The sequence below is a fragment of the Aquitalea pelogenes genome, assembly GCF_041914625.1.
Lineage (GTDB): Bacteria > Pseudomonadota > Gammaproteobacteria > Burkholderiales > Chromobacteriaceae > Aquitalea > Aquitalea pelogenes.
On sequence record NZ_JAYSDA010000001.1, the window covers coordinates 186,236 to 209,135 of the forward strand.

A 22,900-nucleotide genomic window follows, 5' to 3' on the forward strand; every position below is an offset into this window, starting at 1 on the left:
GCCCCTGATGGGGCTTTTTTTATTTCATCACTCATTTGGTGTTTTTGGTGTGTCATCAATTTTTGGAACATCATCAACTTTTGGAACTTCCTTTTCTTGTGGAGCAGGAGCTTCAGGAGTTTTTGGATTTGCAGGCATTTCTTGACCTGTAAATTGACCTAAGTTTTTAGCAAATAACTGTTGTTTTGTGACAGTTCCATCTTTCATTGCTTGAGCATTATCTTTCAAATCATTTTTCAAAGAACGAGCAGCATCAGAGAAAGTTTTTTGTTTTTCGCTTGTGCTTAAATCTGCATTGTTAAATATTTGTTCTTTAGCAGTGGTTAATTCACCTAAAGCATGTTCAAAATTATTTCCTGACATTTCACCACCTGTAGATGCTTGAATAGCTTCAAGTGCTTGTCTTCCATAACTTCCTGAAATCACTGAACTCATAGAATCTTTTAATATTTCAGAAGGAGTCATGTTTGCATGTGAATAACTTGATGCATTTGCTTTCAATGTTTCAGAAAGTCTTTGTCCTAATTTACTATTTTCACCACCTAAAGCTTTCATCATTGAACCATATTCAGCTTTCATTTGATGGTTTTCTTGAGTGTCTTGTAAATGACCACCGGACACTAAAGAATTGATTTTGTTTTGACCAGGTGACATTCCAGGGTTTTGTTTTTCTCTATCAAGAATTTTATCCATAATAGAAGCTTTGCCACTACCTTTTCCACCTTTTACTTGTTCAGTAGTAGCACCATCACCACCTGCACCACCACCATTACCTGTTGGGTTTCTTCTCATACTAGAAAGAAGATTACCGGCAGCAGCACCGGCAGCAGCAGCACCAGCATTGTGAGAAGAATGATCGCCCATGTTGTCAGCACTACCACCAACAGAATGACCACCACCACCAATGAACTCAAGAACTTCATCAGCAATTTTATGGATGTATACGAACATTGTTTGAATGAACTTATACATAGTCACAAAATATAATAATGGAGCAGCAATAATAGCCATTAACCAACCAAAAATGCTTGAACCTGATTGTGATAAATTAAAAGCAAGCAAGAATGTTTCATTGATAAATCCACCTACAACAATGATTGCAGTAAATACAACTATCATTCCTAATGTGATTAAAGTTGGTCTTAAAGTCATACTTAAAACAAGTCTATAACCTTGACCACTTGAACCAACCATATCATCAGCATGTGGATTCAAATGACCTACAACCCACAATGGCGCCGCAATAATTGCTATGGCAACACCCATCAACCAACCACCAATCACACCAATACCCATCAAGAAAGGCATGAAAGGAAGGAAGTATTTCAACATGAACCCAGTCACTAACATTGGGACAAGAACAATCATCATGAGAGTTTGAACGAATGCAGAGATACCAGGATGAGCACCCAAGGTGAACATGATTCCACCACCTGCAATCAATCCACCTGAAGAAACAGCAGTTAAGTTGTCACCTAATCTTTTCATTGTGTAGATTGGATGTTCACCTTTTGATGCCTGGAAGTGAGTTTCAGCACCCATGAAAATTCTTTTTGCAACTTCATCAGCTTTAAATTTATTCCACATTTCTTTGACTTTATCAAAGAAACCTTTTTCATCAGAAGTTTTGGAATTGCTTTGATCTGAAGAACCACCAAACACAACTGTTCCACCACCACGGGTTACAGTGTCAGCAATTGGCTTAATGTAGTCTGATAAATCACTAGAATATTTTCCATTACCTGCATTCACTGGACCTGTAGCACTTGGAGTTGCAGAAAGAGAAGTAGAGATTTGATCGTACAAGTATGAATACTGCATGAAGTAGTAGAACTGAGAAATCCAACCACCTTTTTGAGCATTAGTTTGTAATGTGTTCAATCCATCTATTGAAGCAACTGCACTTTGCGCAGCATCAGATAAAGCTTGTTGATATGAAGCAAGAATTGAATTAACACCTGCTGGATCAATAGCTTGTTTTGTAGAAATAACTTTTACAGCTTCAGCATCAAGTAATGATAATACTTTAGAAAGTTGAGCTTTCTGTACAGCTTGTATTTTTTCATTTAATGCAGGTGCAGATGAAAAATCAATTTCTAATGCTTGATCAAAAGTTTTTGAAGTTGTAATAGTTGGAACTTTTAATTTTGGAACAGATACAGTTCCACAAACATCTTTTTCAAACAAATTACCTGTTTTATCACCAAAACTATAAATTAATGAGTCAGCAGTTTCTTCTGTAGTGACACCAATTGTTGAAGCAGCATTGTTACCAACAATGATTGGATCAGCATGAGTAAGAGAAGCTTTGTATGCTTCAATGCATGAGTAGCTTTGGAATGCATTCCATACTGCATTCTTCAAATCAGGGGCGTTGTAGCCCACTACAACCATCTTTGCAGTGTTGCTAGTTGATGTGTATGTGTTCCAAACACCATCAGCCATACCAACAGATTGAGCAACCAACCAGGCAATCAACAACTGAGCCCCACAGTAACCGCCTTGCACTGGAATGATTAATGCAGTTCCAAAGGCATATCTGATTGGAACCCATATTGATGAAAAACCTTTTCCAAGCATTTCACCATCATGTGCAGTTCCTAAAGTTCCTGCTAATAAAGTGTATGTTGCTAGTATTCCACCAACAATCAACACTGCTTGATTAAAGACACCCATTGGGCCACTCAATACATCAACACCACCTGATGTATATTTTGAAAATAAATCACCAAACATTGAACCAAGTATTTTCATACTCACATCATTTGATGATGGTGTGAAAAGATCAGGTGCTCCACTAGCCAATGCAGTTTGAGCAAACAAAAGCATTGATAAAAATAAAAGTATTCGTCTTAACATATTCTTCTCCTATAGTTATTATTATTCTTTTATAAAGACTTACTTCTATGTTACGAAATCAAAGCATCAAGTCAACAATAAAGGATATCTATATATTTATATTATGAATACTTGATTTGCTTTTATATTTTCATATCATTTTATAACAACAACTAAAAAGGAAATGATATGAGAGAATACAAAATTCATCTAAAAATAAATAATGAAATCGTTTTAACTAATGATTTGGTAATGTCTGAAATTGAGAATGAAGATTGGCTATGGATAAGAGATAACTTTAGGGAGTTCATTGATAATGAAGAAGGTAAAGAAAAATCAGTGTCATTATTGACTGAAATTATTTTTGCAAAAGATGGCTATAAGTCATCTATATATAATGAGATTTTTCTAAACAATGAGTCATTGAATTCTGTTTTCTCAAGATTGGCATTAAGATTATGTAATGATTTTGCAAGAGAAGAAGATGTAAAAAATCATGAGCAAGGATTGTGCAAAGGAAATAAACTTGATGCAAAAATAAGAAGAATGGAAAAGGCAATTCAGAACATGGAAAAAAGAGAAGAACTTGTCCCTGCATCATTCAAATTAAAGAAGAGACAACTATCAATGAGAAAAAACATTGAGTTCATCAATGCTCTAAAAGAAATGGGTGAAGCCACTAAAAATTTCAATGCAACTGAATTATCTGAAAAAATCAAATTTGATAAATCAGATGCTTGTCTAAGATATTTAATGGATTTTGTAGGCATTGAATACAGAAAATACAGATAAAGAAAAAGCCCCATCAGGGGCTTTTTTTTATTTCACAAGCAAGGTGTTATTGTGAAACTTCCACTTATTGTTAGTGTTCCTTTTAGTTTTTTGTATTTTGTTGGATTCTTTGTTTTGATGAATTCAAGATAACTATCAAATATTGCTAAACTTATTCCATTATATAATTCAACCATAAATTGTTTTTCTTCATCGTCAGTAATTCCGATTCTATCGCAATTATCAAAAACTAAATCTGAATTGACTAATCCAGGTGTGACTTCCGAAACTACTTTGCAGAATGCCAAATTCACAGGCAATCCATCTTCTACAAACTTGCATACATAACAATGGAATGTATCTAATGTGTCGTTAAACAATTCTTCAACCATGTTTGATTGTTTTGCAAATTCTATTCTTTCTTTAAAAACATTATACTTTGCTTTCATATTTTCTCCTTTTAGTTAAGCAATAAGGAAATAATACGAAAATTAAAAACATAATCAACAAGCAAGGATATCCAATTTAAAATAATTTGTTTTTTGCTATTGTGCTTTGCATTATTTTTAATATAATTATTACATGATTAAAATAAAAAGGAGAATAGTCATGAAAGCACAAATTATCAATTCAAATATCAAGGCAATAGCTGAAGCTAACGAAAAAATGAGTCAAGGTAAAAATGTTGTTGTTTTCTTAGAAGCAGTATTTTTTGAATACCGTGGAGAAGAAGAATTCATTGTTAAAGTCATATACGATAACTACCCAAACACTGAACATTGCTTTTCTTCTGATTGTATTTATAAAACCAAAGAATACTTCAACTTCACACAAGACCACATAGATTTGCTTGTTGAAAAAGCAATGGAAATTAATGAAAGAGAGTGGAAAAAAAGAATAGCATAAATAAAAAGGGACTCTAGAATGAGTCCTTTTTTTTTAACTTATAAGATTTAAAATTGTGGATTGCATGGAGTGAAAATTAAATATTGCATAGATTATAAAATATACATAAGAAACTATACCAGCAAAAAAACCAAGAAAAGAAACAGGAGCATAATCTTGCATATCCAATTTACCATTCTTCCAATAATCATGTATGCCTAGTGGAATGCAAGCAATTACCAAAGCCAATGTTGACACAGCACAAAAAATGTATGCAGGAATAAATAACAAAATCACTATTCCATAAGCAACAAAATAACAATATTCAAAAATCTTCTCTTTTAACTTACTCATATCTATTCTCCTAGTTATGATTAAGTTATACGAAATAAAAATATTAAAATCAATAGGTGGTGAAAGAAAATAAATATATGATATCTATTTTAATTTTTGCTATTGTGTTTTGCTTTATTTTTCGTAATATATAAATATAACTACAACGGAGAAGAAAAATGAAAAAATTATTATTGGTTTTATGTGTGGCTTTAATGGGAAATGCTTTTGCTAAAGACACAGCAACATTAGTAGGTGGAAGTGTTTATGTGAATAACAATGAATGCAAGTATGTGAATTACTTCTATCGTGAATACTTCAAGCCAACCAAGAGCCAGGTTGCTGACTACAAAGCAGGAAAGACAACTAGCTTCTTTCTAGATGAAGAAGGAGCTTATAGAGGTGAAGCAGAGTCACCTACAGTCATGGGAGTTCAAGGGGATGCACTTTTACTAAAGATTGCTGACTACATCAGCCAAGGTGCAACAGTCACTATCAAGAACGACACATGCACATTCATTGTGAAAGACAAAAAATTTCTAAATTAATCGTCAATCACAAAAAATAAAAAAGTCAATACAGATGATGATGAGGAAACTGCATGTAAAAAAATTAGTAGTTTCCTTATTATTTTAGAAAAATGGAGAAGATTATGAATTTAATAAAAGTTTGGACAGTTAAATTTGCAAGAATTGATGGTAAATGGTTTAAGTTTGAAATTAATGGAAACACAAAAGAAGAAGCAATCATCAATGCCATAGAAGAAGCAGAAGATGAAATGGCACGTGGCTTTAGATTTAATTCTATTTCAGATACATACAAAAGAGGTTTTTCAAAGAGGGAGCAACAATGAATGAGTATGCTTTAAAGAATTATGGCTATACAGAAAAATTAATTGATTTATATCCAAGGCAAAAACCTACTATTCATCAATTTTGGGTAAGAGATGAAGAACATCAGTTCAAGAAAGATAAAAAACTTGATGTTGTTTATCGCATTATTTACAGATACAAAAATAATGATGAAAAATGGGCAAATAAAAATAATGAAGTTGTTGGATTGGAGATAGACACAAATCTATCACCTGATTACAGCTTCACCCATGTGAACATGAACACCCTTGAATCACTCACCTTGAGCATTTTCAAGGTGGAGCAACCACGATCCTTTAGCACCAAGCTTCACATCATGGAAACCTATGTGAACAGCAACCAGGAGCTTTTTGAGAACAAGACCACCTTCTATGTGGATACCTTACCTGGAACACTTGCCAAGCGACTACAGCACTACAAGGACAGGTTTCAAGAGCATTGCAAAGAGAGGTTAGAGAAGTTCTTGAAAGATGGATTTGAACCAAAGGAAATCCATCTTCTATCAAATTTTACTGATTACTTGTATTTGAAGTGGAATGAGCATTCAGGCAATAGATGTTGTGAAATCAACAAAATATTGACTATGTATTCAGCACTTCATGAAGATTGCTTTCATGGTAAAGAATTGGAATATGACTATCACAGATACCCATATGGATTTCACGATAGAGAAACTGGTTATAAAATAAAAAAACCATTCTTGTTTGCTTATCAGCAAGATATGCTTGATGAACTAAGTGACTTTTATTGGAGCAAAAGAACGAAGTTTGAAGAAATGTATCAAAGAAATTGTCAATCTTATTGGAGTGGTTCAAAAGTGAAATATTATGATTTCAAAAAAGAGTTCCTTGAAATGTGGGAGGGAAGAAAAAATGATTGATAGACTTAAGCAATATGGGGAAGTGACTTATTACATTCTTGGCATTATTTGTTCAGTTAGATTTTTTCATGACATCTACCACTTAATGCCAATATTCAAAAGATTTTTTTAAATAAGGAGATAGGATGAGAGAACGAAGCACAACAAAAATGTTCAGAATGTGTGACTATATAAAAGAAAAAAACACTGAAGCATTTCTAAAAGAGGACAATAAAAATCTTTATGCAAGTGAGTTTTCAAACATTTCAATTGAAACTTGTGCTTATGGAAATGTTGAAATGTTACACCATATTTTTTCACTTATCCGAATGTCGGACTATGGTAAAGATTGGTGTTATTTAGGGAAGTGTTTGTATTATGCAGACAAGTTCTATAATGAAAAAATGATAGATACGGTTATCAACTATATTGAAGAAAGAGATTTGCAAGATGATGTGATGTTTTATTGTGAAAAAGTCTATGAATGGCAAAAACACGAAAAAGAAACAGATGCATCAAAAATACTTTTAAAATATTTTGATTGCACACATCTATTAGAGAATGATTGGTTGAATGGTGAAGTTAGAGAAATTCTTGAAAAACAAAAATTGCATAAAGACCTTGAGCAAAAGCTTGCACCAAAATAGAAGTCTTCAAAAAGTAAGATATAAAAAAAGCCACTCAAACGAGTGGCTTCTTTATTTGTGGTTCATTAAATTGCTTCTACAGATACATCATGCCCAACTTGAACAATCTTGACCTTCTGACCGACCTTAAAACCAGCATCAGCACCAGCAGGTAAAGAGAAGGTTGCACCATTAGTTAGCTGAATCACCAAGCTAACAGCATCAGGAGATTTCTTCTTCAATGCTAGAACTTTGCCATACATGACATTCTGAGCTTCACCCTGGACAGCAGGAGCAGTTGCAGTAGGTGTGTTTGGTTTAGTGATGTTCTGAACAGCTTTTGTGAAGCTTCCAGGCACTTTCTCAAGTGTGGATTGAACAGATGCACAAGCAGTTAATGACAACACTGTTGATAATAAAATTATTTTTCTAATCATGATAGTTCCTTTTCTTTTAGTTGTAGAACTATATTACGAAATTCTAAAAAATAATCAATACTTTGTTGACTTCTATTTTTAATATAGTAATATTTTCTTAATGCTAGAACATCTTAATGTCCAAGAAGTCATGCAATCAACATTTTTAAGGATACTAGCAAGAGAAGCCGAAAGGTGGAGATATGACAAAATAAAAGCCACTGAAAAGTGGCTTTGTTTTTTACAAGTTCCAAAATTCATTTATGTAATTTAGAATTTCTTCACCAAATTCATTTTTTATTGCTTCTTGCAATCCTTCAAAAAAGAAGAAAGCAATATCAGCAAGTTCAACATCACCATCAAGTTTGCTATTAGTAACACACAGAACAGCAGCAGCAAGAAAAGCTACTATGTTTTGAGGAAGTGCAACCTTGAATTCACCAACATGCTTGATGATTGTATTTCCAAGTATGACAGATTTTTTTCTATTTGATTTGCTATAAGCAAGTGCAATAATGTTTTTATCTTTCTTAATCATTTCAGAAAGATTTGAATACATTTCTCTTATTTTTGTAGAGCTTGCAAATCTCAAATCAATTTTATTTGGTGGATTATCTTCATCAGCCCACCAAAATTCAGGCAAGTCTTCAGGAACATCTTGAGTATGTTTCTCAAACCATGATGAAGGAATGCTGATTTCTAGTAGTGCTTGACACTTTTCTTTGAGTGTCATGTTAGGCACTACCTTCTTAGATAGAACCATCCAGGCATAGGTTTTATGCGAGAGCAGGCATTCATTCAGGACTTCATCACACTTCTTCAAGTCACCTTCTAGAACAGCCCATATTGGCAACGCACCTGGACCATGAAAGAAGACTTGTGCTGTACCAGGTAAGTCACGACCAACATTCTTCACAGTGACATCAGAGGGACCGTACACACGTTTCTCACCGTCTGCACCGTCTGCACTATCTCTGTAGCCGTTCTTATACCTACTCCATTCACTGAGAGACACACCTGAAGTCTTCTCATACAGACAACCAAAGGATTCACAACCTGATGCTTCTAAGCAGGCATTCAGCCAAGTTGTGATTCTGAGTTGCTTCAGTTCATCCCGCATATCACAAAACTCTATGGTTTGTCAATACAGATCGTAGCTTAAGACCTGCACTGAGAAAAATTAGACATTTTTTTATTATACCCATACTGAAAAACAAACGAAAGGAAATCAGTATGAAAAAACAAGAAGCTATTAAAGTAATCAAAGAAAAAATGACACCAATTAATGAAGTTATCAAAGATAAAAAACTTATCTACTTCATTGACAAGATGAATAAAAAAGGCATTAAAGAACACAAGAAGATGGGTTGTGTTCAACCTGAAACGTTATTTGTTCTTGAAAAGAGTGATGGGAGTTTAGAGCTTGCCTATTGCTATCAGGAAGGTGAAGACAAATACAAATACTTCAATATGGTTGAGTTTTTTGAAAAAACCATGAAACCAAAATACATCATTTCAATGTATGAAGGTTTTTGTGTAAGTGGTTTTGAAACTCAAGAAGACATCAACAAGATTTATGAACAATACGGAGCACTAAAAAATCATCCTGAGTGTTTTGACTCATTCAATATTAGTGTGAAAACACAAGATGAAATTTTTTCAGGAATGGCAATTGTTGAAGGTAAAAAAGTTGGTTCACTCACCTGGAGCAAGCAAGAAAAATCAGCAGGTGAATGCAACTTCACATCTTTCTCAGCATAAGAAAGGAACCGATATGAACCAACCAATTTTCAAACTTGAAGTAAAGATTGCTGATACATCAGAAGCATGTGTTGTTGCAATGCTTGAGCGAATTCTTAATGAGATCAATCAAGGCTTCTACCGTGGAGAAGATCGCTATTACAACGGAAAAGAAGATGATTTGGTTGATTGTGGTTCTTATGAATACCGCATCAGTGAAAAATTTGTTGAGCAAGATAAATTAATTGAGGAAATTTAATTATGAAGAAAAAACCTATTTTTACTGTTTTGTATAAGTATGACGATGAAGATGTTTATCACAAAGATTTGGAACATGACACTCTTCAAGATGCTTTTAATGAAGTATTGCATGAACTTTATCCAGAATGTCTTTGTGAAACACATCGTTGTGGACGGATTCTTTATGTGAACTATCAGAATGAAGATGACGAAGATGATTGTGGTGAATTTGAATTGCCATACACCTTGAAAGCAATCCAGAAATACATCACTGATTTTGTTGAAAGCAATGCTGAATATGAAGACAACAATGCTTTTGATTATTCAGAAATCGTCATCAAGAAGAGTTTTGCTTTTGCCTAGCACAAACAAAGGCAAGTTGTCAATACAGATCGTGACTTCATGCCTGCACTGAGAAAAAACGATAGAAATTTTAAAATTAAAACACTGAATAAAACAAAGAAAGGAAATTAGATGAAACAGTTTGAAGTTGTAGTGAATGCAAAAGTTGTAATGAAAGTAGATGCAAAAACTTCTGATGAAGCAAAAAGCCAAGTAATGAAACAGGCTGAAAGTGGAAAACTTGAATACTCAAAAGTTATTCAAGCAGAAGTAGAAAAGGCAGATGATTTTGTGTGGTTGTTTAACTAAGGAGAATGTATGAAATATGAAGTTATTATTGAAGCAGTTTGGCCAGTTCAAAAAGTATTAATTATTGAAGCTGAAAATGAAGATGATGCTGAAGATATTGCAATTGAAATGGCAGAAGATTGTGAAATTGATTGGGATTTGTGCAGTAGTGATTGCATCCGAAGTTTTGATGTTGTTCAGATGGATGAATATGACGGTGATGATGAAGCAGATAACGAACAAGGAGAATGTTAATGAAGGAAACATACAGTGTAATGGTTACAAGACACTCAGCAGAGCAAACATATATTCATGTTGAAGCTGAAAATGAAGAAGAAGCTAAGAAACTTGCAGAAAAACATACTTTGAATTCCGATTTATTCTCTTGGGATGTAATTTGGGAAGAGTTTGATATTGAAGACACAAGATTGATGGGGAGTGAATGATGAAATACAAAGTGAAGATTTCTAGTAAAGCATATTTTGTAAATTATTTTGAAGTTGAAGCTAATTCAGAAGATGAAGCACATGAATTAGCTTCTTATGAGGCAAGTGAGTTAGATTTTTCAAATTGGACATTGGTTGATTTTGAGGATTGTGAACAAGTTATTTGTAACGAACAAGGAAATTAAATTATGAAAAGATATTTTGCAAAAGTAACATTAAATGGTGAATACCAAGTTTTGAATGCAAGCCAGGTTGGTTTTGCCATGAGTTTCATCATGGGCTTTATGACTGATGGTGAAGGAACAGTAGAAGAGGAACAACTTGATGGTGAAGATTATTTAAAAGTCACCATTCAAAATCAAGTTTCTCATGTTGCACCTACTATTGAAGCAGTAAAAAGTTTTTTGAAATACTTGATTAGGACAACAAAAACACCATTCAGATTTGTATTAACAGAAAAAAACTAGGAAAGGAAATTTTTATGAACAGTAGAACAGCATTGGAAAGGATGAATTACAGCTATCAAATTGCGAAAAAGTTTGTTGAAGAAATGCATAAGTTCAATAACTTTGAGTTTGATTGTGATGATGCAATCTTAAGGTTCATCGTAATTCGTGATTATCCATTTCTTGAACAAGCAGAAATTGAGTCAGTGATGAATGGAGTGAGGTTGATTGTTCAACTTGCACTTGATGAAAAACAAATTAACGAAAGGAAATGCCATGAAGAAATTTAAAGTTAAACACATTACTAAATCAATGATGATGACAACAGAGTTGAAAAATGATTCTTTGGATTCTCTTGCTGATTACATCAAAACAACAATTAATGCAGCCAATCTAATTGATGGGCTTCTTTCAGAAAAAGTGGCTGAAGGTTGTGAGCTTGAAATTAAAGATGATGTGTATCAGTTTTCTTTCTATCGTATGGAAGATGATGATGAAGTATTCATGACATTTCCAGTAAAAAAGGGCATCAAAGAATTGAAAGAATTTTTGAATAATACTGTTGGAAAAATTGGAATGTATTACTACAACCAAGCCAAGTTTGAAATTGAAATTAACTGAAAGGAATAATAATGAAAAAATCCAATAAAGCAAAGTGCAGTTGCAATACTAAAAAACCAATGGGTATTCAAGAAGCAGCATGTGAAGTTTTCAATGCTTTCTTGCAAAACATGAGGCAATACCACAACGAACACAATGAAGAAATTTCTGAAGCCAATTTGAGATTTTTTTCAGGTAAGGAATGGCTTGATATTTTGGTTAAAGAAATGTGTGGTGTGACTGATGGAAATACAGAAACGTTAGATGTAGTAGCAAAATATACTCAATATATGATTCATTACCATATTGACCGAAAAGATATTTACACCATGTCCCATGTGAAGTTAAAGATTTTTGAAGATGGACAAAAAGGATGGACTTCTGTTCACCCTGATGGATTGCCAGAAGGACTTACAGCATGAAGAGTTTCATCTTCCCTGTAATCAAGAAAACAATCACACATGGACACATAGTTATAAGAGCAGAGTCATTTGAAAAGGCACAAGAAGTTCAGCTAACACAACAACAACTTGATAAGTCCTTTAAAAGTAATTTTTCAAATGACTTCTCTTATGAGCAACAACCATACAACGAAACATATCAAAAAATATTTGGAGGTAGTAAATGAATAATGCAGAAAAAAGAAGTAAGGATTTCAGCAAAAAAGTTAAAAGTGCTTGCAATGCTTTCCAACGTCGCAACATTGGCCCAAAGCAAGTGATTGAAGACATCATCAACTATTGCTGCATTCTTCTTGCTGATAAAGACTTCATCACAAAAGCCTTTCCACGCACCTTGTACCAGTTCAGCAGTTCCTTTGGTGCAATCAGCTTCAGTCACTACAAGGACGAGCCTAGAGCCCATGAAATCGTTCAGGAGCTAGTGCAGGACTTCATCACACTAATAAAGGAATCTGAGCCATTTACAGACACTTTGGGGATGCTCTACGACGAGTATCTAGGACAGACACTAGGGCAGTTCCTAACACCACCTGATGTTGCCTATGTGTTGGCAGCAATCAATCTACAGGGTGAAGACTTCAGCCAGGAACGAGGGATTTCAGATTGTTGTGGATGTGGGGCAGGTTCATTGTTGCTTGGTTCTCTCAGATACATCCATGAGACACACGGTAAAGAAGCTATTGCCAAGGTTCATGTTAGTGCGGTGGATCTGGACATCAATATGGTGCGAATGACAGCCGTTCAAATCGTTTTGCACTCAATACTTCACCAGGCACCACTTGCATCATTCAGAGTGAGCTACGGTAATGCAATCACTGATTACACAGCCATCAACAACCATGAAAAGATTGGCTATTGGTGGATTCCAAAAGCACCACTTGATATGTATGCAGACATTGTTGGAAACAGAGAGCTTGATGAAGTTATTACATTATTAAAAGAATTCAGTGAAGTAACTGAGAAAATTAAAAATAAATCTAATGAAATGGAGACTGTATGAACAACGAACTTAAAGACATCAACAAGAAAATCAGATTCATCAATGAGGTTTTGCCATTGCATGAGTTGTTTAAAAATAAAAAAGATAGGCACGTTGCAACTGAAATTTTTCAACAAAAACAGCTTGAACTTATTCTTTCAAAATATCGTGCAAGAGTTCCATTAACTACTACTGTTCCTGAAGTGGTGGAAAAATTTAGATTTTTTGAAGATGAAACAAAAGAGGTAAAACGAGTAGTCAAGAATGATGAACTTATTTCAGTTGCCATTGTTGAAGATGGAACAAAAAATAAATTTCCACTTTCAATAAGTAAGTTCATTGAAATGATTTCTAAAATAAATTTTGAATAACTATTGACTTCATTTTTTATTTTGCTTAAATGTTAACATATAAGCATTTTAATTAATGGAGAAGAAAATGAGCAATACAAGAAATAAGAAAAAAAATGTAGCTTCAAAAACAAGAGGTGTGAGATTGTTTCTTTCTCAAGAAGAGAAAGTAGAAATTTTGGAGAAACATGGTTTTAGTTTTCAAAAATTGGCAAGAGAAGGTGTTGAAAAAATTCTTGATGAAAAATTGAAGTTAATAGGTATTGAAATTCAGTAAATGATTTAATGGCTAACTTTCTGAAAGGAGAAGCCAATACGAAAACTAGAAAAGGAATAAATTATGAACATGTTTGGAACAGAAAAAACAAAAAATAGTAGAGCAGAAAAGGAAGATGTATTTGGATTTAAGCCATCTGCATATCAAAAAGAAAAATATGAAGCAGAAAAAGAAATCTTTGGTGATAGTCAATTAGAACAGGTTGATAAAGCTAAAGCAGAACAAAAAAAATCAAAAGGTAAGTCTTTAGGATTCAAGTCATATGTAAAACCTGAGAAGGTAAAACTTGAGCCTGTTTATGCAGACTATATTCTTTCTGATGAAAATTATATGGTTTGTGCATTTGGTGAAAACATTAACCTTTATGAGTGGAAACAATCATATTGGAGCAAAATTAATCAAAAAAGTGGCATTGGACGTGCTATGAAATGGTTGCGTGAAAATGAAAAGAATGAAGCAACTGATATGCTTGCACAAAAATGTTTTGCAACAGCATTAACAACATTGCTTAGTGAAGATAGATTTCTTCCACCAAAACCAAAAACTATCATTATTCCAATGGAAGATGCATGGTTAGAAGTTCATGAAGATGGTGTGACTTTCATTGTTGAGCCAAATAAAGCTATTGGTGTGACATACCAAATCAAAGGAAAAGTATTAAATAGTAAAGAGTCAGTAGTTACTGATGATTTTGGTAATGTGGTTGAAGGTGCTAAACAAGAGCCATGCACTGATGATTTTGGAAACAAGAACATTTACATTCCAAAGTCTGTTCCTGAGAAATCATTGTTTGCACACTTCTTGAACAACTCAGTTCCTAAAGCAGAAGATCAACGTTTGCTTGCTCAATATACAGGTTCAACACTTATACCTGATGCACGTATGCAAACAGCTCTTGTGATTGAGGGACCAGGTAAAAACGGCAAGAGCGAGTATGCAAACATGGTTGCGGGAATGCATGAGAAAGTGGCATCACTAGACCTTGATGATTTAACAGGATTTGGTAAGGCTGAACTTGTGGATGCATCACTTGTGATTGTTCCTGAAACTCCAAAACGTTCCATAAACGAGCAAGAGCTAAAGAAAATCATCAGTGGTGACAAGATTGTTATCAATCAAAAGCATAAGGATGTTTTCACATACGAGCCAACAGCAAAAATGATTATTAACTGTAATTCTTTTCCAAAAATTGACGATGAAAGTAATGGCGTATGGAGAAGACTTATCATGATGAAATTTGATAATGTTATTGCTGACGACCAAATCATTAAAAATTTATCAAAAAGAATTGTTGATGAAGAAATGCATATCCTAGTTGATTGGGCAATCAATGGTTTAGTTGACTTATTAAAACAAGGGGATTTTTCAATTCCTGAAAGTGTTAAAGCAAACAAAGAAGCAGAGAAAAAAAATAGTAAAAATGTTCTTGTGTTTATTGAAGATATGTATGTTGAATTATCTGAAGAATGCAAGATGAAAAAAGATGATATGTATGCTAAATACAAAGTATATTGTGAAGAAAAATCTTGGAATGCTTTTGGTGAAGTCCAATTTTGGAAAATCATGAAACAGAAATTTCCAAATCTTCAGACAATACAAAAAAGAGAAATTTCAGGAAGAAAACTTTACTGCAATTTGTTCTTTGATTTATCACAAGCTACTGATGATCCTGAGATTGATGAAATGCATGTTGAGCTAGAGCTAGAAAGAGAGATTGCAATTCTAGATAAATCTTTAGCTAGAAAAACAATATCAGTAAATGAGTATGCAAGCATGTTGAAGAAAGCATTTGAAAAATATGCAAAAGCAAAATAAAAGAAAGCCACTAAAAAGTGGCTTTTTTATTGATATCCTTTTTGTTTTTACTATTGCTAAATCACATTGATTTTCGTATAAATTTAGAAAGGAGTTAAAAAAAGGGAATTGCAATGATAAAACGTGGCGACAAGATAGGGATGACCAACCCAAGAACAGGATTGAAACAAGAAGCAACTTTCTTGATTGCTTCAGATTTTCAGCACCCAAGAGAGTTTTCAAAGTATTTAGCAGAAATCTATTTAAACAACTACAACTTGTTTAGAGAATATGCAATTCATCTATTTGAATATCTAAAAGATAAAGACAATAATCTGTCAGAGCTTGATGTGATGGAAAATAAAAGCATTGTTCATGGAGTAAATGGATTTTATTTTGCAAGAGACAAGGAAATATTTGAACAACAAGAGAAAGAGCAAAAAGAATTTTGCAAGTTCTTCAATAAAATAATAGATAAAAAGAAAGGTTAAAATGAAAATAACAAACAAACTAACAGGACTTATGCAAGATTTTGACTTCAGGTTTCTTGATGACTTTAAAACACAAGACGACTACATCAACTATGTGTGTGACATGTATATCAAGAACCCTTGGGCTTTAGAAGAGTATCACCGCCACATCAACCAGGTTGAACCTACTGATAGCTATCCGTTCATGAATGCAGTGTGTCAGTCCTTCCAGGCACACAAGAAGAAGGTTTTCATGCCTGAATATGTTCTCAAGAAGCATCAATCACTTCACTGTGAAATAAACAAGATTCTGAGAAACAAATGAAATAGCCCACAATCAAGTGGGCTTTTTTCATTACTACAGGAGATTGTAGATGTTTCAAGAAGAAGATAATCTAGTTTTAATCTATTTAATTCATAAAGTCAATAATCAAAAAATAATTATTTTATCTATTGTGTTTTGCTTTGTTTTTCTTATCATTATTAGACAACTAATAAAAAAGGTAAGACATGAAAATAACAAAGTATTATGGCATTGAAAACTGTACAACTTGCATTGGCGAATCTAATGAATGGACTCTTTTAGAGTATGAAGAATTGGGACTGATTAAATTCTATGAGTCTAATAATTCAATCAATGCAAATGCCTTGGTTTTGAATTCAGTTAAAAACAATGAATTCTTTTTGAGTGAAAGCAACAATAAAATAAGTGTGTTTTATAATTCTGAACAGGTTCAAGGAAAAAGATTTGAGAAGGTTGAGCTATCAAGGGATAACAACAAGATTTTTTTCAAAACTGAAAATAGAACAATTGAATTCACAATGCAGTAAAAACAAAGGACTCTTTTGAGTCCTTTTTCTTTTGCCTGTTTCATTAGAATTTGTATTTCAAACTTATAGCAGTTAAATCCACATAATGACCGCTTGATTGTCCAAATGCATGAGTTCTTGAAATATCTACAGAAGTTGTTTTGTTTAATCCAACTTCTAATCCGTAGTTATATGAACCACCATAATTTGAACCTTCATCATACATTGCCTTATAAAAGCCTAAACCTGCTTTTGGACTTAATGAAATGCCATTATTTAAAGTGTAAGTGTAGCCAACATCAAAGTTTGCAAGAACATATTTGTCATTGTAGCTATTGCCTGAATCTACAAACTGAATACTTGGTTGCAAGAAAATATTCTTAGTCTGATAAGAAGTATAAGAAGCACCAATATTGTAGCCACTACCTGAATCACCCATAGAAGTTCTTGAGTGAGTTGCACCAACAAAAACATCAAAACTATTTGATGGTTGATTCACTTCTTCTTTCTGCACATTCTGATAATCATCTTTGTTGATTGGTACTGTTTTCCAAACATCAGAATCAGCATGAGCAACACCAATAGAACCTAAAACCATACTTAATAAAATCAACTTCTTCATATATTCTCCTTTAGTTGTAGTAGTTGTCTAAATAATATATGAAAAAATATGAATTAAATCAATAGTCAAAACATAAGATATCCAATTATTTAAAAAGATTTGTTTTCTCTATTGTGTTTTGCATTATTTTTCGTAAGATATAAATATAACTAAAATGGAGAATAAAAATGGAAAATAAAAATTCACTAATAACAGTCTGTGACAATGTTGGATTTTTCTTTGTTAATGTCTTAAACACAAAAACATTAAAGGCAATCAGAGAATTATCACAATCAATGAAACTTAATAACTTTGTTGTTCATGGTTTTTGTTCAACCATTGATGATTCCCATTTTGTAAAAATAGACAACAAATTTTAAGGGAAAAAATATGGAAACAAGAACACAAGAATTATTCAAAGAATTAAATGACTTATTAAACCAATTGCATCAGCAAGGTTTGAAAGTTTCATGGTCAAGTATTGGCAAGGTGATGAACCGAACAGAGCAACGAGCAAGAGCCAAGTTCTTGATGTTTGCTGATTACATTAAAGAGCAGAAGAGTAATGAGCTTTGGGATGTTGCTTACCAGGTAGGAAGTGCCAAGGGCTTTACACCTGAACACCAGGACATCATTAACACTACACAGCCTATTGCTTGGAAGTGTGCTGAAGGACATGCATTCAACAGTTCAATCAGAAAGATGAAATACAGCAATGCAGTTTGCCCACACTGCAAAAAGAAAAACAACTAAAACAAAAAGGATAGTTTATGAATAACTGGAAAGAAATTTATGCAAAGAGAAAAGCAGACAATGAATATGCAAACAAAAGCTTCAATGATTGGTCTTTAGTTGATTCAAAATTCTTAAGTGTTGAGAACCAAATGATGAGGCACTTGAGATTAGGTACTGCAAAAATTAAATTCTACGATAAAGAAAGTAAACAGGTTGTAGATAAAATATTGATTACAAAACCGTTTATACCTCAAGTTATTTTATGTGCTAAAGGAAGATTGTTTAATGCCAATAAAGACATAAGAAATAATGAGCTATCAAAATTATTTGAAAGCAAATTAAGGGGTAGCACAAGAGGACGTTCAAATAAATCAGAAATTAAAATTATCAGAGACTTTATTGGCTCTACAGGCACAAATGAAGATGTTGAAGAGTTTGATTACCTTGTATCTCAACATGACGATAAGAAAAATATTACAAACACTGATTTCTACACAAAATATGAAAAGGTATTCAAAGAAAAATTTGGGAGAGAGCCAAGAATAAACCATAGAGTGATTGATTATTTTTCAAAATTTGGACTGATGGAGTGGAGTCAAGAACTTCTTGTTGATAAATTATTTGATGAGGTCATTGATTGGAACCATAGATGTTATTCATTATATAACAATCAAAAAATATCATTGTCTTTAAATTTGCCTAAAAAAGAAAGATTTGAAGAGGATGGTGAATTTCTTGAAGATGCTTATGATGAAGTTCTACATGAAGAACTGCAAAATTACAATCTAAGATTAGATATGTATAAATATGCAATCTACCCAAGAATTGCAATTGATTATTCTATTCTTGCATGGTTAGATTTGAATTCTCTTGAAACAAGTTATTGGATTGATTTGATAAAATTAAATAGTTTCATCCCTTTATCAATCATTCCTTCTTCTACAAAAGAAAAATTCAGTGATGATGAGGTTTTGGAAATAGCTGAAGAAATCCCATCAGTATTGATTGAGTTTGGTAGAGAATATTTGTTTGATATGAGAACTCATGGTGAACATGTGGAAATTGAAAAAATTTACAACAAGTTGCCATATGAAAAACAAATCAATCCTGAATACTATATGGCTTTATACGATGTTGAACAGATTCACAAGGATGTAAACAATCTTTCCGAAGTTCCACAGGTTTTTTTTAGAAATAATTATGATGATGATTTTATATTTAGTAGGCATTACACAAGAAGATATTCTTCAAATGCAGAATTTATTTATGGTAGATTAAATAGTGAAGCAAGAGCAACACACGCATTAAGTGTTCTTTATGAAGACCCTGATCTAGTAACACTTGAAGACTTAAAGAGAGCGATAGAAATACAACCTTTAGGTTTGGCATTTAAACAACTTACAGGAGCATTTTTGAAAAGTCCAAGAACCTATTTCAGATTTATGGATGACATAGATATTTTTACACTTGAAGATTATTTGAATGCATGGTCTACAAAATGTAAAGAAGATGGGAATGATTTAGATAAATGTAGATTATTTATTCCATTGAAAAATTTAAGTTATGTAAAAGACTACATGATTGAAGCAGGTGCAATCTTGCACAAGAAAAATCAACCAATTGATTTCAGTCCTCATAAAGTATTTATTTCACCCGAAAGTGTCACATGGACTAGAAAAGGAAAAAAATATATTCAACCTAGAGAGACACATTCCATTAACAATGATGTGTGCTACTACATTGGACAATATTTCTATGTAGATAATTTTGACAACTTAAATTATGAAGAATTTAGACATGATTGCTTTGTTGAGTGCAGTGAAAAAATAATTCGTTCATTCAAATCAACAGCAAAAAATTATGGATTTACTTTGACAAAACACAGCATAAATAAAATTGAGTCATTGATACCAGATTTTGCAATTCAAGACTATTTGTTTAAAAAAGAATTGATTGATTATAAATTCTCTGTTGATGTATTAGAAGTAACATATTCAAACATTAAAGGATTTGATAAGGCAAAGGAATATCTAAAACATTCAAATAAATTATTGCCAAAAAATGATATTAAAAAAGAGAAGAAGATTAAAATTTAAAATATAGAGCCACTTTTTAGTGGCTTTAATATTGTGTTTTTTCTTTTTTTGTATATACTAAAATTATAACTAAAAGGAAAAAATATGAAAATAAAAATAATCGTATTGGCTTTATCAACATGTTTTGCTTTAACAGCATGTAATGATGATAAAAAAACAGAACATAATAAAAACAAATATGCAGTAGATTTCACCAAGTCTGAACCTGCACCATCAAAACCTTCTGTTCCTGCATCAGCACCAACACCCACACCTTCAGCAGTTCCAATAGCACCAACCAACCAGGTGCAACCTGCAACAGCTTCTTCTACACCCGCACAATCAACACAGAAGAGCAGAAGAGATAGAAGCACAACCACAGCATCAGCCCTTGCAGAGTTCAACAGTGGCAATTACTTCCATGCCCTTGTGATGACATCAGAGGGATTTGTGAGTCATCCATACAGAGACAACATGGGATGGGCTTTAGCTTATGGCTGGAACATCAGCTTGAACGGCCAAGGAGCTAATAGAGGGTATGCAACCAAGGCAGGACTAGATAAGTCCACCGTAGAGAAGATCGCATCTATGGGCATTTCTAAAGGCGGAAAACCCAATCTTGATGCAACACCACAACCAGGCATAAGCATCAACCCACAGCAAGGATTGGTTGTAGTAGATGAGATGAAGAAACCTAGCGAAACAGCAGCTATAGCATGGTTAGGAGCTTCTACCTGGAACAAGTTGAAGTCCAACCAACAGGCAGTGCTTGTAGACCACTTTTACAGACTTGGAGCAGGTGGAGCTAAACAATACTCAACCATGCAAAAAGCAGTAAGAAATTATGCTAACAATCCCACTGATGAAAACAGTCAAAAAGTTGCACAAACTTTTGTTTATAAATACAGAATAAAAATTGGTGACACATGGCAAGTAAAACAAGATAAAAGAGCTACAGCATTACTTGGTTCCTTATGGTTGAATCCTGAAGCATTCTCTTCAATGTTGAGTAACAAACCAATATCAGCAAGTGCAAGTCAGACTCTTCAAAAAGTTGCTTCTTATGGAAACATGAAAATAGATACTTCAAAACCAATCAGCCAACAACTTGATGAACAAGATGAATTAGATAAGTTGATTGATGAAATGGAAGCACAAGGTAAGAAAGTAGAATATCAACCTGTTGTAAATGACAAACCAATCATTCCAACATTTGAAGAACAAAAGCAGGAAGAAAAACCAAAAGCAAAAGCACCTGCAAATAATGGATGTGTCAAAGTAAATGCACAAGTTTGGAAGTGTCCACCAGGAGTTATACCACCTGAACTTCAATAAAATTAAAGCCACTATGAAGTGGCTTTTTTTCTGTCTGCAATGGATGGATATGAAAAACAAAGGGGGATTATTCCCCCTTAAATTCAAAGTCCCTTGATTTCAGCTTTCTTTCCATTTTGAGTAATCATTACTTGTTGCCCGACTTGGAAACCTGAATCTTTTACATTCACATTGAAAGTAGAACCATCAGGCATTTGAACCACAAGTTCAGTCATTGGCACATTAATTACTTGCTTGTTGTATTGACTACCTGCAACAGCACCACCCAACACACCAAGAACAGTCATGGCAGTTTTTCCATCACCTTTACCAAACTGATGACCAATAACACCACCAGCAGTTGCACCCACTAATGCACCAACACCATTAGGTTGAGTTTCTTGAGCAAGGAAAGGACGGACAGAAACAACTTTTCCATAGAACACATTCTTATCTTCAGGTTTAACAGTTGCACAAGCAGAAAGAAGAATGGAAAGAGAAACGACAATGCAAGTAATAAATTTCATGATGAACTCCTTTGTTTAGATGAGTACATCTTAGCGTACTTTTTTAAGAACGCAACAACCTAAAAACAATCTTTATTTTAAAAAGAAAGACAATCAATTATACAAAACTAATTATTATACCATTGCATTAAAGTTTAATTTTCGTATAAGTATCTTATAACAACTAAAAAAGGATACTTATGATAAATATTTTGATTTATGGAGCAATTGCCTATGTAATTTATAAAGTTTTGTTTTCAGGAAAAAGAATTTCATTTGGCAATGAAAAGATAAAACTAGAATTCATTCCATCAACACAATATTTTTTAAATGTTCGTTCAGCAGTCAGTGTTGAAGAATGGGAAACCATAGCAAAAGTTCACTACAGAAGAGCAAAAGGACATTGTGAGATTTGCAGTAAAAAAGGCCGCCTTGAATGTCATGAGCTATGGAGTTTTGACACATCATCCTTCACTCAAAAACTCACAGGAATGGTTGCTTTATGTCATGAATGCCACGGTGGAATTCATTATGGACACACCATACACAGCAAGGACAGAGCAGATGCAGCACGAATCACCAAACACCTTCTTAAAGTGAATGGATGGGATGTAGACCAACTCAAGGACAAGATGAGTGATGCCCAGGAAGAAGCAGGACGTTTAACCAGGTTGGCAAAAAAGGGACCAGGTGGATACAAGCTAGATTTGACCTTATTGAACCAACGAACTTATAAAGATGCAAAACTAAGAAAGATGACTACTGATGAAAGAAGTAAATGTGTGAGAAAAGAAGCATATTAAAAAAGAAGCCCAATAAGGGCTTT

Annotated in this window: 35 protein-coding genes; 28 read left to right on the top strand and 7 right to left on the bottom strand. The window is 33.4% G+C overall.

The features are described from left to right. Positions 1-27: 27 nt before the first annotated feature. On the bottom strand, positions 28-2,859 hold the full coding sequence (locus ACE3SE_RS00805) for a DotA/TraY family protein (protein ID WP_374553297.1): 2,832 nt from the start codon (positions 2,857-2,859) through the stop codon (positions 28-30). Positions 2,860-3,027: 168 nt separating this feature from the next. Between ACE3SE_RS00805 and ACE3SE_RS00810 the strand changes: the two genes are divergently transcribed. After that, a complete protein-coding gene (locus ACE3SE_RS00810) occupies positions 3,028-3,630 on the top strand; it encodes a hypothetical protein (protein WP_374553298.1) in 603 nt (200 codons plus the stop codon). Between the two features lie 32 nt (positions 3,631-3,662). Here ACE3SE_RS00810 and ACE3SE_RS00815 read toward each other — a convergent pair whose 3' ends face one another. Then, on the bottom strand, positions 3,663-4,058 hold the full coding sequence (locus ACE3SE_RS00815) for a hypothetical protein (protein WP_374553299.1): 396 nt from the start codon (positions 4,056-4,058) through the stop codon (positions 3,663-3,665). Between the two features lie 160 nt (positions 4,059-4,218). On the opposite strand from ACE3SE_RS00815, the gene ACE3SE_RS00820 reads away from it, so the two are divergent. After that, positions 4,219-4,515 (top strand): hypothetical protein, encoded by a 297-nt coding sequence (locus ACE3SE_RS00820; RefSeq protein WP_374553301.1) that lies wholly within the window; start codon positions 4,219-4,221, stop codon positions 4,513-4,515. 33 nt (positions 4,516-4,548) lie between these two features. Here the strand turns inward: ACE3SE_RS00820 and ACE3SE_RS00825 are convergent, their stop codons facing one another. Next, on the bottom strand, positions 4,549-4,848 hold the full coding sequence (locus ACE3SE_RS00825; RefSeq protein WP_374553303.1) for a hypothetical protein: 300 nt from the start codon (positions 4,846-4,848) through the stop codon (positions 4,549-4,551). Between the two features lie 158 nt (positions 4,849-5,006). Here ACE3SE_RS00825 and ACE3SE_RS00830 point away from each other — a divergent pair, with 158 nt between their 5' ends. The 4 genes from ACE3SE_RS00830 to ACE3SE_RS00845 all read left to right on the top strand — a co-directional run bounded on the left by ACE3SE_RS00830 (position 5,007) and on the right by ACE3SE_RS00845 (position 7,205). Continuing rightward, on the top strand, positions 5,007-5,375 hold the full coding sequence (locus ACE3SE_RS00830; protein ID WP_374553305.1) for a hypothetical protein: 369 nt from the start codon (positions 5,007-5,009) through the stop codon (positions 5,373-5,375). Between the two features lie 104 nt (positions 5,376-5,479). Beyond that, the gene (locus tag ACE3SE_RS00835; protein ID WP_374553306.1) at positions 5,480-5,680 is read left to right on the top strand and encodes a hypothetical protein; all 201 of its coding nucleotides are present in this window, start codon (positions 5,480-5,482) and stop codon (positions 5,678-5,680) included. After that, positions 5,677-6,579: a hypothetical protein gene (locus ACE3SE_RS00840; RefSeq protein WP_374553308.1), complete on the top strand. Its 903-nt coding sequence runs from the start codon at positions 5,677-5,679 to the stop codon at positions 6,577-6,579. Before ACE3SE_RS00835 ends, ACE3SE_RS00840 begins: the two co-directional genes overlap by 4 nt. Before the next feature lie 125 nt (positions 6,580-6,704). Beyond that, entirely contained in the window at positions 6,705-7,205 is a 501-nt protein-coding gene (locus ACE3SE_RS00845) for a hypothetical protein (RefSeq protein ID WP_374553310.1), read from the top strand. Between the two features lie 65 nt (positions 7,206-7,270). On the opposite strand, the gene ACE3SE_RS00850 is transcribed toward ACE3SE_RS00845, so the two are convergent. Both ACE3SE_RS00850 and ACE3SE_RS00855 read right to left on the bottom strand, forming a co-directional pair. Further along, positions 7,271-7,621 (bottom strand): hypothetical protein, encoded by a 351-nt coding sequence (locus ACE3SE_RS00850; protein WP_374553311.1) that lies wholly within the window; start codon positions 7,619-7,621, stop codon positions 7,271-7,273. A 220-nt stretch (positions 7,622-7,841) separates the two neighbouring features. After that, a complete protein-coding gene (locus ACE3SE_RS00855) occupies positions 7,842-8,720 on the bottom strand; it encodes a hypothetical protein (protein WP_374553312.1) in 879 nt (292 codons plus the stop codon). 113 nt (positions 8,721-8,833) lie between these two features. Here ACE3SE_RS00855 and ACE3SE_RS00860 point away from each other — a divergent pair, with 113 nt between their 5' ends. The 18 genes from ACE3SE_RS00860 (at position 8,834) to ACE3SE_RS00945 (ending at position 16,864) form a co-directional block, all read left to right on the top strand. Next, positions 8,834-9,361, top strand: a complete 528-nt coding sequence (locus ACE3SE_RS00860; RefSeq protein ID WP_374553314.1) for a hypothetical protein — start codon at positions 8,834-8,836, stop codon at positions 9,359-9,361. A gap of 13 nt (positions 9,362-9,374) precedes the next feature. Further along, positions 9,375-9,599: a hypothetical protein gene (locus tag ACE3SE_RS00865; RefSeq protein ID WP_374553316.1), complete on the top strand. Its 225-nt coding sequence runs from the start codon at positions 9,375-9,377 to the stop codon at positions 9,597-9,599. A 2-nt stretch (positions 9,600-9,601) separates the two neighbouring features. Beyond that, positions 9,602-9,943, top strand: coding sequence for a hypothetical protein (locus ACE3SE_RS00870; protein ID WP_374553318.1), 342 nt, complete (start codon positions 9,602-9,604; stop codon positions 9,941-9,943). A gap of 111 nt (positions 9,944-10,054) precedes the next feature. Further along, the gene (locus ACE3SE_RS00875) at positions 10,055-10,231 is read left to right on the top strand and encodes a hypothetical protein (protein WP_374553319.1); all 177 of its coding nucleotides are present in this window, start codon (positions 10,055-10,057) and stop codon (positions 10,229-10,231) included. A gap of 9 nt (positions 10,232-10,240) precedes the next feature. Further along, positions 10,241-10,465: a hypothetical protein gene (locus ACE3SE_RS00880; RefSeq protein WP_374553321.1), complete on the top strand. Its 225-nt coding sequence runs from the start codon at positions 10,241-10,243 to the stop codon at positions 10,463-10,465. Further along, entirely contained in the window at positions 10,465-10,656 is a 192-nt protein-coding gene (locus ACE3SE_RS00885) for a hypothetical protein (protein WP_374553323.1), read from the top strand. Before ACE3SE_RS00880 ends, ACE3SE_RS00885 begins: the two co-directional genes overlap by 1 nt. Beyond that, a complete protein-coding gene (locus tag ACE3SE_RS00890) occupies positions 10,653-10,841 on the top strand; it encodes a hypothetical protein (RefSeq protein WP_374553324.1) in 189 nt (62 codons plus the stop codon). The genes ACE3SE_RS00885 and ACE3SE_RS00890 overlap by 4 nt, the downstream gene beginning before the upstream one ends. Positions 10,842-10,844: 3 nt before the next feature. After that, the gene (locus tag ACE3SE_RS00895; protein WP_374553325.1) at positions 10,845-11,123 is read left to right on the top strand and encodes a hypothetical protein; all 279 of its coding nucleotides are present in this window, start codon (positions 10,845-10,847) and stop codon (positions 11,121-11,123) included. Between the two features lie 14 nt (positions 11,124-11,137). Beyond that, on the top strand, positions 11,138-11,392 hold the full coding sequence (locus ACE3SE_RS00900; protein ID WP_374553327.1) for a hypothetical protein: 255 nt from the start codon (positions 11,138-11,140) through the stop codon (positions 11,390-11,392). After that, positions 11,379-11,723, top strand: coding sequence for a hypothetical protein (locus tag ACE3SE_RS00905; RefSeq protein ID WP_374553329.1), 345 nt, complete (start codon positions 11,379-11,381; stop codon positions 11,721-11,723). The genes ACE3SE_RS00900 and ACE3SE_RS00905 overlap by 14 nt, the downstream gene beginning before the upstream one ends. Before the next feature lie 11 nt (positions 11,724-11,734). Further along, on the top strand, positions 11,735-12,124 hold the full coding sequence (locus ACE3SE_RS00910; protein WP_374553331.1) for a hypothetical protein: 390 nt from the start codon (positions 11,735-11,737) through the stop codon (positions 12,122-12,124). Further along, positions 12,121-12,330 (top strand): hypothetical protein, encoded by a 210-nt coding sequence (locus ACE3SE_RS00915; protein WP_374553333.1) that lies wholly within the window; start codon positions 12,121-12,123, stop codon positions 12,328-12,330. Before ACE3SE_RS00910 ends, ACE3SE_RS00915 begins: the two co-directional genes overlap by 4 nt. After that, positions 12,327-13,163: an N-6 DNA methylase gene (locus tag ACE3SE_RS00920; RefSeq protein WP_374553335.1), complete on the top strand. Its 837-nt coding sequence runs from the start codon at positions 12,327-12,329 to the stop codon at positions 13,161-13,163. The genes ACE3SE_RS00915 and ACE3SE_RS00920 overlap by 4 nt, the downstream gene beginning before the upstream one ends. Then, positions 13,160-13,513 carry a hypothetical protein gene (locus ACE3SE_RS00925; RefSeq protein WP_374553337.1) on the top strand — a complete coding sequence of 118 codons (354 nt, stop codon included), beginning with the start codon at positions 13,160-13,162 and terminating at the stop codon, positions 13,511-13,513. Before ACE3SE_RS00920 ends, ACE3SE_RS00925 begins: the two co-directional genes overlap by 4 nt. A gap of 67 nt (positions 13,514-13,580) precedes the next feature. After that, positions 13,581-13,769, top strand: coding sequence for a hypothetical protein (locus tag ACE3SE_RS00930; RefSeq protein ID WP_374553339.1), 189 nt, complete (start codon positions 13,581-13,583; stop codon positions 13,767-13,769). A 63-nt stretch (positions 13,770-13,832) separates the two neighbouring features. Further along, positions 13,833-15,584: a DNA primase family protein gene (locus ACE3SE_RS00935; RefSeq protein ID WP_374553341.1), complete on the top strand. Its 1,752-nt coding sequence runs from the start codon at positions 13,833-13,835 to the stop codon at positions 15,582-15,584. Between the two features lie 113 nt (positions 15,585-15,697). Further along, positions 15,698-16,054 (top strand): hypothetical protein, encoded by a 357-nt coding sequence (locus ACE3SE_RS00940; protein ID WP_374553342.1) that lies wholly within the window; start codon positions 15,698-15,700, stop codon positions 16,052-16,054. A 489-nt stretch (positions 16,055-16,543) separates the two neighbouring features. Then, positions 16,544-16,864, top strand: coding sequence for a hypothetical protein (locus ACE3SE_RS00945; RefSeq protein ID WP_374553344.1), 321 nt, complete (start codon positions 16,544-16,546; stop codon positions 16,862-16,864). A gap of 43 nt (positions 16,865-16,907) precedes the next feature. Here the strand turns inward: ACE3SE_RS00945 and ACE3SE_RS00950 are convergent, their stop codons facing one another. Next, positions 16,908-17,465, bottom strand: coding sequence for a hypothetical protein (locus ACE3SE_RS00950; RefSeq protein WP_374553346.1), 558 nt, complete (start codon positions 17,463-17,465; stop codon positions 16,908-16,910). A 369-nt stretch (positions 17,466-17,834) separates the two neighbouring features. Here ACE3SE_RS00950 and ACE3SE_RS00955 point away from each other — a divergent pair, with 369 nt between their 5' ends. From ACE3SE_RS00955 to ACE3SE_RS00965, 3 genes are all read left to right on the top strand, one after another. After that, positions 17,835-18,197, top strand: coding sequence for a zinc-ribbon domain-containing protein (locus tag ACE3SE_RS00955; protein ID WP_374553348.1), 363 nt, complete (start codon positions 17,835-17,837; stop codon positions 18,195-18,197). Positions 18,198-18,214: 17 nt separating this feature from the next. Beyond that, positions 18,215-20,275 carry a hypothetical protein gene (locus ACE3SE_RS00960; protein ID WP_374553349.1) on the top strand — a complete coding sequence of 687 codons (2,061 nt, stop codon included), beginning with the start codon at positions 18,215-18,217 and terminating at the stop codon, positions 20,273-20,275. An 84-nt stretch (positions 20,276-20,359) separates the two neighbouring features. Beyond that, a complete protein-coding gene (locus ACE3SE_RS00965; RefSeq protein ID WP_374553351.1) occupies positions 20,360-21,589 on the top strand; it encodes a hypothetical protein in 1,230 nt (409 codons plus the stop codon). An 83-nt stretch (positions 21,590-21,672) separates the two neighbouring features. Here ACE3SE_RS00965 and ACE3SE_RS00970 read toward each other — a convergent pair whose 3' ends face one another. Further along, the gene (locus tag ACE3SE_RS00970; RefSeq protein ID WP_374553352.1) at positions 21,673-22,095 is read right to left on the bottom strand and encodes an outer membrane lipoprotein; all 423 of its coding nucleotides are present in this window, start codon (positions 22,093-22,095) and stop codon (positions 21,673-21,675) included. Between the two features lie 179 nt (positions 22,096-22,274). Between ACE3SE_RS00970 and ACE3SE_RS00975 the strand changes: the two genes are divergently transcribed. Beyond that, positions 22,275-22,877: a hypothetical protein gene (locus ACE3SE_RS00975; RefSeq protein ID WP_374553354.1), complete on the top strand. Its 603-nt coding sequence runs from the start codon at positions 22,275-22,277 to the stop codon at positions 22,875-22,877. Positions 22,878-22,900: the final 23 nt, after the last annotated feature.